Source organism: Mycobacterium sp. NGS17 (assembly GCF_059813205.1).
The window spans coordinates 270,670-283,331 of sequence record NZ_JCALED010000003.1 but is presented as its reverse complement, the minus strand read 5'-3'; the positions used below and the strand labels follow the sequence as shown (position 1 = coordinate 283,331).

General features: G+C 63.6%; 11 protein-coding genes. 4 read left to right on the top strand and 7 right to left on the bottom strand.

What is annotated here, in order from left to right; all coding sequences use genetic code 11:
• Nucleotides 1-15: 15 nt before the first annotated feature.
• Both AC5Y7E_RS09190 and AC5Y7E_RS09185 read right to left on the bottom strand, forming a co-directional pair.
• A complete protein-coding gene (locus AC5Y7E_RS09190) occupies nucleotides 16-1,197 on the bottom strand; it encodes an acyl-CoA dehydrogenase family protein (protein WP_499919969.1) in 1,182 nt (393 codons plus the stop codon).
• Entirely contained in the window at nucleotides 1,197-2,369 is a 1,173-nt protein-coding gene (locus AC5Y7E_RS09185; RefSeq protein ID WP_499948834.1) for a cytochrome P450, read from the bottom strand. Before AC5Y7E_RS09185 ends, AC5Y7E_RS09190 begins: the two co-directional genes overlap by 1 nt.
• Nucleotides 2,370-2,646: 277 nt before the next feature.
• Between AC5Y7E_RS09185 and AC5Y7E_RS09180 the strand changes: the two genes are divergently transcribed.
• Nucleotides 2,647-4,104 (top strand): aldehyde dehydrogenase family protein, encoded by a 1,458-nt coding sequence (locus AC5Y7E_RS09180; RefSeq protein ID WP_499948599.1) that lies wholly within the window; start codon nucleotides 2,647-2,649, stop codon nucleotides 4,102-4,104.
• Nucleotides 4,101-6,464, top strand: coding sequence for a CaiB/BaiF CoA transferase family protein (locus AC5Y7E_RS09175; protein ID WP_499948597.1), 2,364 nt, complete (start codon nucleotides 4,101-4,103; stop codon nucleotides 6,462-6,464). The genes AC5Y7E_RS09180 and AC5Y7E_RS09175 overlap by 4 nt, the downstream gene beginning before the upstream one ends.
• A 2-nt stretch (nucleotides 6,465-6,466) precedes the next feature.
• Here AC5Y7E_RS09175 and AC5Y7E_RS09170 read toward each other — a convergent pair whose 3' ends face one another.
• The 3 genes from AC5Y7E_RS09170 to AC5Y7E_RS09160 form a co-directional block, all read right to left on the bottom strand.
• Nucleotides 6,467-6,937, bottom strand: coding sequence for a MaoC family dehydratase (locus AC5Y7E_RS09170; protein ID WP_499948596.1), 471 nt, complete (start codon nucleotides 6,935-6,937; stop codon nucleotides 6,467-6,469).
• Nucleotides 6,934-8,127 (bottom strand): amidohydrolase family protein, encoded by a 1,194-nt coding sequence (locus tag AC5Y7E_RS09165; protein ID WP_499948595.1) that lies wholly within the window; start codon nucleotides 8,125-8,127, stop codon nucleotides 6,934-6,936. The genes AC5Y7E_RS09170 and AC5Y7E_RS09165 overlap by 4 nt, the downstream gene beginning before the upstream one ends.
• Nucleotides 8,128-8,206: 79 nt before the next feature.
• Nucleotides 8,207-8,851, bottom strand: a complete 645-nt coding sequence (locus AC5Y7E_RS09160; protein WP_499948594.1) for a cysteine hydrolase family protein — start codon at nucleotides 8,849-8,851, stop codon at nucleotides 8,207-8,209.
• A 61-nt stretch (nucleotides 8,852-8,912) separates the two neighbouring features.
• Here AC5Y7E_RS09160 and AC5Y7E_RS09155 point away from each other — a divergent pair, with 61 nt between their 5' ends.
• Entirely contained in the window at nucleotides 8,913-9,350 is a 438-nt protein-coding gene (locus AC5Y7E_RS09155; protein WP_499948592.1) for a nuclear transport factor 2 family protein, read from the top strand.
• Here the strand turns inward: AC5Y7E_RS09155 and AC5Y7E_RS09150 are convergent.
• Nucleotides 9,340-10,239, bottom strand: coding sequence for a TIGR03619 family F420-dependent LLM class oxidoreductase (locus tag AC5Y7E_RS09150; RefSeq protein WP_499948591.1), 900 nt, complete (start codon nucleotides 10,237-10,239; stop codon nucleotides 9,340-9,342). The two genes, AC5Y7E_RS09155 and AC5Y7E_RS09150, sit on opposite strands and share 11 nt — an antisense overlap.
• A gap of 10 nt (nucleotides 10,240-10,249) precedes the next feature.
• The gene (locus tag AC5Y7E_RS09145) at nucleotides 10,250-11,344 is read right to left on the bottom strand and encodes an acyl-CoA dehydrogenase family protein (protein WP_499948589.1); all 1,095 of its coding nucleotides are present in this window, start codon (nucleotides 11,342-11,344) and stop codon (nucleotides 10,250-10,252) included.
• A gap of 115 nt (nucleotides 11,345-11,459) precedes the next feature.
• Between AC5Y7E_RS09145 and AC5Y7E_RS09140 the strand changes: the two genes are divergently transcribed.
• Nucleotides 11,460-12,656 (top strand): amidohydrolase family protein, encoded by a 1,197-nt coding sequence (locus tag AC5Y7E_RS09140; protein ID WP_499948588.1) that lies wholly within the window; start codon nucleotides 11,460-11,462, stop codon nucleotides 12,654-12,656.
• Nucleotides 12,657-12,662: the final 6 nt, after the last annotated feature.

Sequence of the window (12,662 nt, the reverse complement as noted above, 5' to 3'; positions counted from 1 at the left end):
GTGTCGACACTCCTTTCAGGAGGCTCGCACGTCGCGGGGTGCGCGTGGCATTCCGAGGCCGGCCATGGCGATGATGTCGCGTTGCAGTTCGTTCGCACCGCCGCCGAAGGTGTTGATGACGGCGAATCGGTAAGCACTCTCCAGCTCGCCCTTGAGCGGAGCCGACGTTTCCTTGCGCAGGCCGGCTTGGCCGACCACGTCGAGCAGCTCGCGGGCCACCTGCTGGGTGAGCTCGGTGCCGAAAACCTTTGCGGCGGAAGCTTCGCCCATGCCCAGGCCACCCGAGCTCATGTTGGTGTTCACCCGCAGGTTGAGCAATCGGTAGGCCGCGACCTGTGCCTCCACTCGTGCCAATGCCTGTTGGACCCAAGGCTGGTCGATGACGAACCCGTCGTCGAGTTCCGTGGTCTTGGCCCATTCCAGCGTCTTGCTGAAGAGCGGCTCCAGCGCACCGAGATTGCCGAGTGCGGCGCGCTCGAGGTTCAGCTGGTTGGTCACCAGCTTCCAGCCCTGGTTCTCGCCGAGGACGATGGCGCTCTCCGGGACGCGCACATCGTCGTAGAAGGTGTAGTAGGTGGAGACACCGGGCATCGTGTGCAGTGGTTTCCAGGAGAAGCCGGGGGCGTTGGCGGGCACGATGAACACCGTGATGCCCTTGTGCTTTTTGGCTTCCGGATCGGTTCGGGCCGCCAGCCAGATGTAGTCGGCGAATTCCGCGCCGCTCGTGAACATCTTGGAGCCGTTGATCACGAACTCGTCGCCGTCACGCACAGCGCTGGTCCGTAGGGAGGCCAGATCGCTTCCTGCGCCGGGCTCGGAGTAGCCGATCGCGAAATCGACGGTGCCCTGCAGGATCGCGGGAAGGAACTTCTGCTTCTGCTCCTCGGTCCCGTACTGAATAAGCGTGGGGCCGACCGTGTTCAGCGTGATCATCGGCAGTGGCGCATGGACTCGGCGTGCTTCCTCGCCGAAGATGTACTGCTCGAGCGCAGTCAGCCCGCTGCCGCCGTACTCGACCGGCCACGCGACGCCAAGCAACCCGGCCTCGCCGAGCGCGCGCCGACACTCGGTGATCGCGGCGCCACCCTCCAGCAACCCCGCGACCGCCTCGCGCCGTTCGGGCGTCATCACGGCTTCGAGGCGTTCGCGGTAGCTCTTTCGGAGCTGTTCCTGCTCGGGGGTGTAGTCGAAATCCATCAGACACCGGCTCCCATCCGCACCGGCATGCGTTTGACGCCCGGCACCATCGTGGCGCGCAGCCGCGTCACATCGCCGGTCAGTTCGATGCTCGGATAGGTGCCCAGCAGCACCTCGAACATCACCCTGGCCTCCAGGCGTGCCAATTGTGCGCCGAGGCACGCGTGTTCGCCGGCGCCGAAGGCGATGTGTGGGTTCGGGTTTCGGGTGATGTCGAACTCCTCGCCGGTGGGGCCGAAGATCTCCTCGTCGCGGTTGGCCGCACCATAGAGCATGACCACCGTTTCACCCGCCCTGATCTGGTGGCCGCGGATCTCGACGTCCTCGGTCGCTTCGCGTGCCATGTGGGTCACCGGGCTGGTGAACCGCAGCATCTCTTCGACTGCCAACGGCAAAAGCTCGGGCTTCGAGCGAAGCAAGGCGAACTGATCGGGGTGATCCAGCAGCGCCAGCGTGCCCAGCGCGATGAGGTTGCGTGTCGTCTCGTTGCCGGCAACGAGCAGCAGAAAGGAGAAGTTGAGTAAGTCGGCGTCGGTAAGGCGCTCGCCGTCGACCTCGGCGGCCGCCAGGATGGACAGCAGGTCGTCTTGCCCGGTGACCTTGCCGGAACGCCGCGCGTCGATCAATTTGGTGAAGTACTCGTACAGTTCGCCGAGCGCCACCACGTTGTCCAGCTCGATGTCGGGGTCGGCGGTCCCCACCGCCGCGTCCGACCATGTGCGGAACTGCTCCCAGTCTTCGGGCGGCGCGCCGAGCATCTCCGCGATCATCCGGGTCGGCAGCGGCGCGGCAATCTCCTCGGCGAACTCATACTCGTGGGATGGGTCGACGCCATCGAGAATCCCCTTGACGATCTCGCGCACCTTGGGTTCCAGCAACGTGACCTGGCGTCGGGTGAAGCCCGAGTTGATCAGCTTGCGCAGCTGCCGGTGCCGTGGCGGATCGGTGAAGATCAGGTTTCCCTCCTGCACCGGGCTTGGCATGGCGGGATCGGGTATCGAGATGCCCTTCGTCGACGTGAACGTCATCGGGTGACCGGAGACGTGGCGGATGTCCTCGTACTTGGTCAGGGCCCAAAAATTCGTGACGTCGTTCCAGACGACCGGCGTGCTGTTGCGCAGCTCCCGATAGCTCGGGTACGGGTCACCGGCGTAGAAGTCCGGCGAGTGCAGCGGCAGCGTGGACGTCGGTCTGGGGGTGGAGTCAGCGGGCACTGTGGGCCTTCCTCGACACACGGATATCGGACAGGTAGCTCATGATTGTCCGGTAATGCTGTGTCTACAGGACAAGTGTCGCGAATGTCAATCGGTGTTTACCCAGTTAAATGGCAAGAATGTTGACGCCACCGCGATCTCAGGTGTACATAATTGAGGAATTGTCGGACACGTTCGCATCGGCATCGGGCGACACCGTACGGTTCGGCGACCAACCGGGAAGGTCAGTGATGTGATGGCCGAGTCGAGCCTGGTCGACTGCTATGGCGTCTATATCGACGGCAACTGGGTCGAACCGGATACCGGCCGATATGACGTCACCAACCCGGCGACAGAGCAGGTCATTGCCTCGGCGCCGGACGCCGGCGTCGCGCAAGTCGAGCGCGCCATCGGTGCGGCGCGCGCCGCCTTCGATTCCGGGCCGTGGCCCCTGGCCGATCCGGCCGAGAGGTCGCGTTGTCTCCAGCAGCTCAGCGACGCACTGCTCGCCCGCGGCGAGGAAATCTACGGGCTGGCGCAAACCGAGTGGGGCTGTACAGCAAACGAGCGGCTGATCCATGTGGAGGGGCCCGCGTTCATGGTCGGCCACGCCGCGGAACTTGCGCTCGAACCGGCTGAGGCGCCCATGGACGCGTGGGGAGCGGCGGGCACCACCCTGTTGCGCTATGAGCCGCTCGGTGTGGTCGCGGCCATGACGCCGTGGAATTTCCCGCACACGCTGAACGTGATGAAACTGGGTGCCGCGCTGGCCGCGGGCAATACGCTTGTCCTCAAGCCCTCGCCGCTGACACCGCTGGCCGGTCTCGCGCTGGCGCGGCTCATCGACGAGGAGACCGACATTCCACCGGGCGTGGTCAACGTCGTCACCCCGAGCAGTGTTGAGGCCAGCAGGATCTTGACTATCGATGCCCGGGTGGACATGGTGACCTTCACCGGAAGTTCGGCCGTCGGTCGCGATGTGATGGCCGGCGCCGCAACCTCAATGAAGCGGATCCTGCTCGAGTGCGGCGGCAAATCGGCGAGCATTCTGCTTGACGATGTCGACCTGACCGACGAATTGTTCGAGCGGTTGCTTTTCGAAGGGTGCACGATGCATGCGGGTCAGGCGTGCATCCTGAACAGTCGTCTGGTGGTCCCGGACACGCTGCACGACGAGGTCGTCGATCGGCTCGCCGACCTGGCCCGCACCGTCAAAGTGGGAGACCCGACCGACGAGGCGACCGGCATGGGTCCGCTGATCAGTCGCCAACATCTGGATAGGGTCGAGGGTTTCGTCAAGCGGGCGCAAGGCGACGGGGCGAAGGTTGTCGCGGGCGGCAGGCGGCCGACCGGACCGGAGCGCGGTTTCTATTTCGAGCCAACGGTTTTGACCGATGTCACTCCCGAGTCGTTTATCGCGCAGGAGGAGGTGTTCGGTCCGGTGTTGACGGTGTTGAGTTACCGCTACGACGACGAAGCGGTCGGTATCGCAAACGATTCGGCCTACGGGCTGGGTGGCGCGATCTGGGGCACCGATGTCGATCGCGCCGTCGGACTTGCGCGGCGAATCAGGACCGGTCAAATCTCGATCAACGGCACGATACCCGGCGACGCGCCCTTCGGCGGGTTCAAGCAGAGCGGAATCGGGCGCGAGGGTGGCGTGATGGGGCTGCGGGCATACATGGAACCCAAGGCGATCGGAGTGCCTGCGTGACAGGATCCCTGTCGGGGCTGCGGGTCGTCGAGGTAGGAACCGATATTTCGGCGCCGTATTGCACGAAACTGCTTGTCGATCTCGGCGCCGATGTGTACAAGGTCGAGTCACCGGTGGGGGATCCGCTGCGAAGCTGGGGCTCATCCAGCGGACTATTTGAGTATTTGAACGCCGGAAAGCATGGGCTGACAATCGATCTCGAATCACATCCCGATGCGCTTGCTGATTTCATTGCTCAAGCAGACGTGGTGGTCGAGGATCTGCCGGTCGGATCGAGCGACAGGTTGAGCTGGGGACTCGATCGTGAAGCTCTCCAACGCGTCAACCCGAATCTCGTCGTCGTCCGGATCTCCGACTACGGCCAGGAGGGCCCACGCCGGAGTCGCCAGTCGACATCGCTGACCCTGCAGGCCGCGTCGGGGTGGGTCAATACTCGCGAACTCGGCCGGGCGCCGGTACAGGCCGGCGTCCGTATTCCCGAGTACATCGCAGGCAGCTACGCGGCGCTCGGGGCCCTGACGGCCCTGCGGGTCGCGGATGGCGGTCTTGATCGGGTGATCGAAGTCGATGTCTCGGCGTTCGAGTCACTCTTGTCAACCTTGGCGTATCCCATGCTGATGGCCGAACGCTTGAAAAGCCTTGGTCTTCCGCCGAATTCAAAGGCGGGTCCGATGCTCGGCATCGTGCGCGCCGCCGACGGGTGGATCGGGATCAACTGCTTGACGGGGCAGCACTGGCTGGACGTCTGCGCGATGGTAGGACTGCCGGAATTCGGCGATCACCAGATAGCCATCATGCTGGGCGGGCCCGAACGCGCGGAGTTCTTCGCAAAGGCGCAGCCCTGGCTCGATTCGATGACCGTGGCCGATCTGGTCGAGTTGAGCCAGGCGATGCGAATTCCCGCGGCGCCGGTCAACGACGGAGCATCCATTCTCGACTGTCCCCAGTACCGCGAGCGGGGATTCTTCATCGAAAGCCGAGCGGGAGGCCAACGTTTCCTCCGACCGGGCGCACCGTTCAGGCTGGCCCGAACGCCGGTTAAGCCGCTAAAACCAGCGCCACGGCTCGGCGATCGAGCGGCAGCTTCATCGCGCGATCGACGGACGAAGGCGGCCGCATCCGGAGTTCACGATGTGACACTGCCATTCGCAGATCTCAAGGTTTTCGACCTGAGCACATTCTGGTCCGGCGCTTACCTCACCTGCTATCTGGGTGCGTTCGGCGCCGATGTCGTCAAGGTCGAGTCGATCCAACGCCCGGACGGTCACCGATATTCGGGCTCGCTGTTGCGCAGCACCGATGACTGGTACGAGATAGGACCGATGTGGCAGGGCACCAACCTCAACAAGCGCGATATCACCTTGAATCTCAGCACCGAAGCCGGCCGCGAATTGGCCCTCAAGCTGGCCGCCGAGGCAGACGTCGTGGTGGAGAACTTCTCGCCGCGCGTGGTGGAGCAGTTCAATTTGGACTATGCCTCGCTGGCGAAGGTGAATCCGGACGTCATCATGGTCCGCATGCCGGGCCTCGGGCTAGAAGGGCCATGGCGTGACTACGTCGGGTGGGCACTGAACTTCGAACAGATATCGGGGATGTCGGCAGCCACCGGTTACCCCGACGGTCCACCGTGCAACCTACAAGGGCCTGCCGATCCGATCGTCGGTGTACATGCGACCGTCGCACTACTGGCCGCGCTCGAGCACAAGCGCAGAACCGGTGAAGGCCAATTGATCGAGGTCGCGCAGATCGAGGTCGGAGCGGCGGTGACGGCCGAGCCGGTCATCGAATATTCGTTGACCGCCCGGGCGTACGAGCGAGAAGGCAACCGCCACCGGAACTACGCACAAGGCGTCTACCCGGCTAGTGATGACGATGAGTGGGTGGCCATCTCGGTGCGTGACGACTCCGACTGGGCCGCCGTCGTCGACGTGATCGGCCGGCCCGAACTACTCGACGACCCACGGTTCGCCTCACCACAGGCACGGCTGCACAACCACGACGCGTTCGACGAAACCCTATCTGAATGGACGGCGGGTCAGCCGCCCGACGAGATCGCCGAGGCGCTCCGTCGCCGTGGTGTCCCCGCGGAGCGGATCCTCACCGCCGACCGGATGTACGACGTCGACCAGCTCGGGGCGCGCGGCTTCTACGAGGAGCTTGAGCATCGGCTCGCCGGGCGACAGAGGTTCCCGGGCTGGCCATTTCGGATAACGCCGGGACCCCTGCGGCATCACCGCGCGCCATCGCCGACGCTCGGGCAACACAATGGCGAGGTGCTGGCGGCGCTCGGTCTGTCGGATGAGGAGCTGACGAAGCTGCGTGACGAGCAGATTATCGGCGAACGGCTGCTGAACGCGTAGCTTCAGTCATCGACCATTGCCGCGATGGTGTCGACCACGCAGGCCGGTCGGTCGGATCCCTCAACCTCGACGGTGACTCGCACGGTGGCCCGGCCGCCCGTGTCGGTGCGTTCCACCTTGATCAGTTCGGCGCCGGCGCGGATGCGCGAGTCCACCGGTACCGGGGCAGGGAAGCGAAGCCTGTCGGAGCCGTAGTTGACCTGCATCGACAGCCCCGAAACCCGGTAAATTTGTTGCACGAGAATGGGAACCAGTGACAGCGTGAGATATCCGTGCGCGATCGTCCTACCGTACGGACCCTTGACCGCCCGCTCCGCGTCGACATGAATCCACTGGTGGTCGCCGGTCGCCTCGGCGAATAGATCGATTTCCTTCTGAGTGACCTGGTGCCACCCGCTGTAGCCAAGGTGTTCGCCGACGTGCGATTCGAAGCCGGAGACGCCTTCGTAGACAGTCGGAGAGACCTGCGTCATGCCGGGACCTTGAGCCCCAATTGCTCAATGGCGTTGCCGCCCATGATCTTCGCCTTCGCGACGTCGGAGATGCCGTCGAGCCGGTCAACAAAACTCAACGGATCGCCGATGCCCTCGGGGTGGGGAAAGTCGGAACCGAACATCACGTGATCCTCACCCATGATGTCGACGATCCCCTTGACGTCGTCCTCGAGGAACGGGTGGATGTAGATGTTGCGTTTGAACACCTCGACAGGATGCTCGTCGAACTCCTTGGGCATGATTTTGTACGCGGTGTTGAGTTGTTCGAGAAGATTGCGCACCCAACCGCTGCCGTTCTCGACGCAAAAGATCTTCAGGTCGGGGAACCGCGACAGCGCACCGTGGCAGATCATTGCGGCCAAGGTGTCCTCGATGGCGCGGTGCCCCATGACCACCTCGCGCAGTGCGCTCGGCTTGAACGAGAGGTATTCGTCGCCGCCTTCCCACTCCATGAGGTGCTTCTGGTATCCGCTGTCCGACGCGTGCATGGTCACCGGAATGCCGGCCTTGACGACTTCTTCCCAGAACGGGTCGAATTCGGGCAGACCCATCGATCGCGAGCCGCCGAAGCGGCTGGGCACCGGAGCCGGGCGAACCAGGAACGTTTTCATTCCCCGTTCGAGGCACCAGTGCAGCTCCTTGATGGCTTCGTCGACGAGCGGCAGGCAAACGACGGGTGTCGCGAAGATGCGGTCGTGGTAGTTGAACGTCCAGTGTTCGTGCATCCACTCGTTCAGCGCATGGATGATTGCGTGGGTGAGGACGACGTCGTCGGTAGTGCGCTCCTCGATGAGGCTGGCGAGGGTGGGATACATGACGCACTGATCTATACCGAGTTCGTCCATCAGCTCCAATCTGGGAGCCGGGGCCTGGTAGGCGGGGATGACATCCATTGCTTCACCGATGAATTCGCGGAAATTCAGGCCCTCTGGATTGTTGCCCAAGAAGTAGTCCTCGGCGCTGCCCGGCCGGGCCACCCGCTCGAATGTCGGGTTGGGGATCATGTGGCTGATGTGGTCCTTGACGACGAGCTTGGGCCGTCCGTGGACCTCGACGTAGCCGACCTTGCCGCGGTGCTCTTTGGGTAGGTACTTGGTGAGCGCGTCCCTCGTCTCGTACATGTGGTTGTCGATGTCGAAGACCGGGTATGGCAAGGACCGGGTAGACATGTGACTGATCCCTCCAGGGCAGCGAATATGACCGTTTACGCTAAGTGGAAATGACGTTATCACCAACGCTCCGCCACAGCTATACGGGGCTACCTCCGGCGAGTTCTTGCCAGGCCTTCACGACGGCTTCGGTAGTGGTGACCGTGCTCAGCAGCGTCAACGTGTTGTCGATGATCGATTCCGCGTAGTCGCGGGGGTAGCCACATACCGCATCGCGTGGAAGCACGAACTGATAGCTGCGATTGACGGCGTCCATCACAAAGTTCTGGATCGCGATGTTGACCGAGACGCCCACGCCCACAATGGTCCTGATTCGGAGGTTGCGGAGCACGGAGTCAAGGTCGGTACCCGTCATCGGTCCGACGCCGTGCGTACGGGTAAGGACCAGATCGCTTGGCTCCGGGCCGAACTCAGGTAGTACCGAGGCGCCGGGGCTGCCCGGAGTCAAATCGGCGGCGAATGACTTCCCCGCCATGAACAGCCTGGCATTGCTATTGGACCCGCGGTTGTCTGGGCGCTTCTGCATAAGGCAGTGCACGACCGTAACGCCTGCCGCCCGAGCCGCATTGAGAAGCCGGACAATGTTAGGGATCGTCTCCCGGCTGGCTTCCTCGGCCAACATGGGCAGACCGGCCTGGGGGCCGATCACACCGCCCTGACATTCCTGGGTGACCAGGGCGGTTGTGGCGGGGGTCAACAGATCAAGCAGGCTGGGTTGCGGCATGAGAATAAACGTTATCGTGTGTGAGAACACGATTTCCAGTCAGATTTCCCAGGGAGGGTAGATGGAGGTCTGGGAGCTCGGCATCCGTGAGTCGGTACGCCAGACCATCGCCGACTACACCGCTGCCACCGATCGGTTTGACCTGCGCGGTCTCGCCGCCTGCTTCGCGCCGGACGGCACCCTCGAGTTCACCGGCGGAGCGCAACCGCTCACCGGTCCCGCCGAGATCGAGTCGGGGCTCGGCGTTGCCATGTCCAAGAATCCCGGACCGGAGAGACAAGCGCCAACGCTTGTGCGTCATCACGTTTCGAGCATCCGCTTCGGGTCTGTAGCCTGGGATCGGGTTGAGGTCAGCAGCTATTTCGCCGTTCACACCGACAGAGGCGTCGACCACTGGGGACGCTATCGCGACGTCCTCGTACCGCTGAACGGTCGGTGGTTGTTCGCGCATCGACGAATCACTGTGGACGCCTTTGCAGCCGACAGCGTTATGCGATGAACTCCGTTGCGAAACCGCGCGCGCGGTCGATGTATTCGGCTCGGGTGGCGCCTCGCGGTGCGATGGTCAGCCAGGTCACGCCCATCGCTTCCAGCTGTGCGATGGTGGCGTGCCGTTCGTCGGTCGACCTGCTGTCGTCGAGCAGGTTGTCTGCCGAGAAGCAGATGTCCAGCGGTTCGGTACGGCCGATCTCGCCCGCATAACTCTTGGCCCAGTCGATGGCCGACGCCAATCCCTCAAGCGTCGAGATCTCAGCGGTCCGTGACGCGGCCGCGTAGCCGAATGTGTTGAAAGGTGCCCAGCCCTGCGCGCGGGCAACCGCACGGCGTACCGCGGGCTTGCTGTTTCCGCCAACCCAGATCGGTGGCGGAGTCGCCGGTACCGGATACAGGCGCACACCTCGAGCGGCGAACGAGGTGCCCTCGTAGGCGACATCCTCACCGGTAAGCACCTTTTCGAGAACGTCCAGCGCCTCGTCCAGCAACGCCCCGCGGTTTTCGAAATCTACTCCCAGCGCCTTGAACTCGGGTTTGAGGTAGCCGGCGGCGGTGCCGAGTATCAGCCGGCCGCCGGACAGGACGTCCAAACTTTGGATCGACTTCGCGCCCAGGAATGGGTTCCGGTAGGCGGCGATGTAGACGTTGGTGAGCAACCTGGTGTCCGTGGTGGCGGCTGCCGCGAACGCGAGGGCGACGAACGGGTCCAGGGCGTGGTGTCCGCCATGGTCGAGCCATTTCGCGTCGGGGGCGGGGTGGTCGGTGACGTGTACGGCGGCGAATCCGCTCGCCTCGCCGACGCCCGCGATTTCGGAGATCGCTTCTGCGGTGACGAATTCGGACACCGCGTCCACCCGCTGGGTGGGCAGTTCGAGGGAGTACGAGATGGTCACATTCGTCCTTTCATGTTGTCACCAGGGCTGCTAGGCGTTGCGCGTGGTGATCGGGGCTGCCGAAAATCAACTCGGTGGCCTTGGCGCGCCGAACGTAGAGGTGTGCGTCGTGTTCCCAGGTGAACCCGATGCCGCCGTGGATTCGCATGTTGTCCAAGGCGACTTGCAGAAAGGCTTCCGAGCAGGCCATCTTCGCCACTGACGCTGCAACTGGCAGGTCGTTGCGGTCGGCGGATTCCGCAGCGTGAACGGCGGCAGAGCGGGCACCCTCGACGAGCACCAGCATGTCCGCGCACCGGTGCTTGACCGCCTGGAAGCTGCCAATGGCCCGCCCGAACTGGACCCGCTCCTTGGCATAGCCCACTGCCATGTCGAGGCAGCGTTGGGCGGAGCCAACCTGCTCGGCGGCCAGCGCGGCGATCGCGAGGTCGCACGTGCGGGCCAGGCCAGGGGCCGCGGCTCCATCTATTCCGATCAACCGGGCGGGGACATCGTCGAACCGCAGACGCGCGACCTTGCGCGTGCGGTCGAGCGTGGCGAGCGGCTCACGAGTCAGCCCCTCGGCGTCCGCCGCGACCGCGAACAGCGATATGCCCGCCCTCGTATTCGCCGCGGCGAGAACAACATCGGCGGTATTGCCGTCGAGAACGAGATCGGCATCGCCCCGGATCCGATGACCGGTGCGGTCGGCACGTGCCGTCAGCGCGACGGCGTCCGGATCCCACGCATCGAGGCGGCCGTTGAGGATCACCGTCGCGGTGGTGGATCCGTCGACGAAACGCGGTAGGTAATCAGCCATCGCGGCGTTGTCGCCGCTGCAAAGAATCGCTTGGGTGGCGAGTGCGACGGTGGAGAAGAACGGCGCGCACAACAGCGCGGCGCCCATCTCCTCGAACACGACCGCGAGTTCGGACAGCGTCGCACCTGCCCCGCCGAACTCTCCTGGGACCGCGATGCCGTGCAGTCCCATTTCACGGGCCATTTGATGCCACACCGATTCGTCGTATCCCGCCGTGGTGGACATCAGGTCGCGCACCCGGGCGGACGTCGAAGCGACCGCCACGAACTCCCGCATCGACCGGCGGAGTTCGTCGGCTTCACTCATCGCGGATTCCTTTGGTGTGGGTCTGCCCGCCCGACCCGGGATAGGCATTGCCGGGAAAGGATAGTATCTTTTCTGAAATAGGAGAATCACCATTCTCGCACGAAGGAGCCGCGTGGTGACGACGAAACTCGAGTACGGGATCTTCGACTGCGACACCCATTGCTACGAGACGCGTGATGCGTTTACCCGCTACCTGCCCAAGGAGTTCCAGGATCGGGCGATCACCACCGTGCGCGGAGCCGACGGGGTCGAGGTAATTCTCGCCGGCCACCGCGTCGCGACCTTCAACAGTGAAGGGGGCCTGGGTCTGGACGTCGCATACCGCCCTGGATCGTTGAAAGAGATGCTCAGGCAGATGGGATCCGGCAACCCGGAGGAGTCCTACGAGCCGCAGCCCATGCAGCCCGAATACATCGAGCGTTCAGCCCGGCTCGCGGTAATGGAAAAGCAGAACGTCGAGCGGATGGTCATCTATCCGAGCGGCATGGCGCTGTCTGCCGAGCACTACGTTGACGACACGCCCGCGCTATACGCGAATCTTCGTTCGTTCAACCGATGGTTCGACGAGGAATGGGGCTTCAACTACCAGGACCGTATCTACGCGACCGGGCTGCTGTCACTTCGCGACCTAGACTCAGCCGTCGCCGAAACCGACGAATTGATCGCGCAGGGTGCGAAGTTTGTCCTGCTGCCGACGGGCCCGGCATACGGCCGATCTCCGGGGGATCCCTACTTTGACCCGATTTACGCGCGACTTCAGGAAGCCGGCTGTGTCCTGGTGTTCCACATCATGCCCTTCTGGTACTTCGATGCGATCTCACCTGCCTGGGGGCACTGCGCAGATCCGGCCTCGTGGCACATGTCTGCCTGGCAGTGGATGAACGTCTACGGCCAACGCCCGATCGAGGACACCCTCTCGGCGCTGATCTTCGACAACCTCTTCGGCCGTTTTTCCGGGTTGAACGTGCTGGTAGCCGAACACGGTGCAGAGTGGGTGCCCTTCTTCACGAAACACATGGACAAGAGCCGCGGCATGGGCCGAAACGGCCCGTGGATCGGCGGGAAACTGACGGAAAAGCCGTCTGCCATCTTCCGGCAGCACGTTCGAGTTGTGCCGTATCCCGAAGACGATACGCCTGCGATCGTCAGCAGCTTGGGCTACGACGACTGTCTCGTGATGGGCTCCGACTACCCGCATGCAGAAGGGTTGGCCGAGCCGGCTGACTTCGTCAAGTTGCTCGATCCGCTCGACGACGCCGCCAAGAAGCGAATCATGCGCGACAATGCGAATCAGTTGATAGGGCGGAGCTAGGACTCG

What these genes read in the sequence shown, in the direction of transcription:
- AC5Y7E_RS09180 (WP_499948599.1), top strand. Translation starts at nt 2,647, where the DNA reads ATGGCCGAGTCGAGCCTGGTCGACTGCTATGGCGTCTATATCGACGGC.
- AC5Y7E_RS09155 (WP_499948592.1), top strand. Translation starts at nt 8,913, where the DNA reads ATGGAGGTCTGGGAGCTCGGCATCCGTGAGTCGGTACGCCAGACCATC.
- AC5Y7E_RS09160 (WP_499948594.1), bottom strand. Translation starts at nt 8,851, where the DNA reads ATGCCGCAACCCAGCCTGCTTGATCTGTTGACCCCCGCCACAACCGCC.
- AC5Y7E_RS09165 (WP_499948595.1), bottom strand. Translation starts at nt 8,127, where the DNA reads ATGTCTACCCGGTCCTTGCCATACCCGGTCTTCGACATCGACAACCAC.
- AC5Y7E_RS09170 (WP_499948596.1), bottom strand. Translation starts at nt 6,937, where the DNA reads ATGACGCAGGTCTCTCCGACTGTCTACGAAGGCGTCTCCGGCTTCGAA.
- AC5Y7E_RS09190 (WP_499919969.1), bottom strand. Translation starts at nt 1,197, where the DNA reads ATGGATTTCGACTACACCCCCGAGCAGGAACAGCTCCGAAAGAGCTAC.
- AC5Y7E_RS09145 (WP_499948589.1), bottom strand. Translation starts at nt 11,344, where the DNA reads ATGAGTGAAGCCGACGAACTCCGCCGGTCGATGCGGGAGTTCGTGGCG.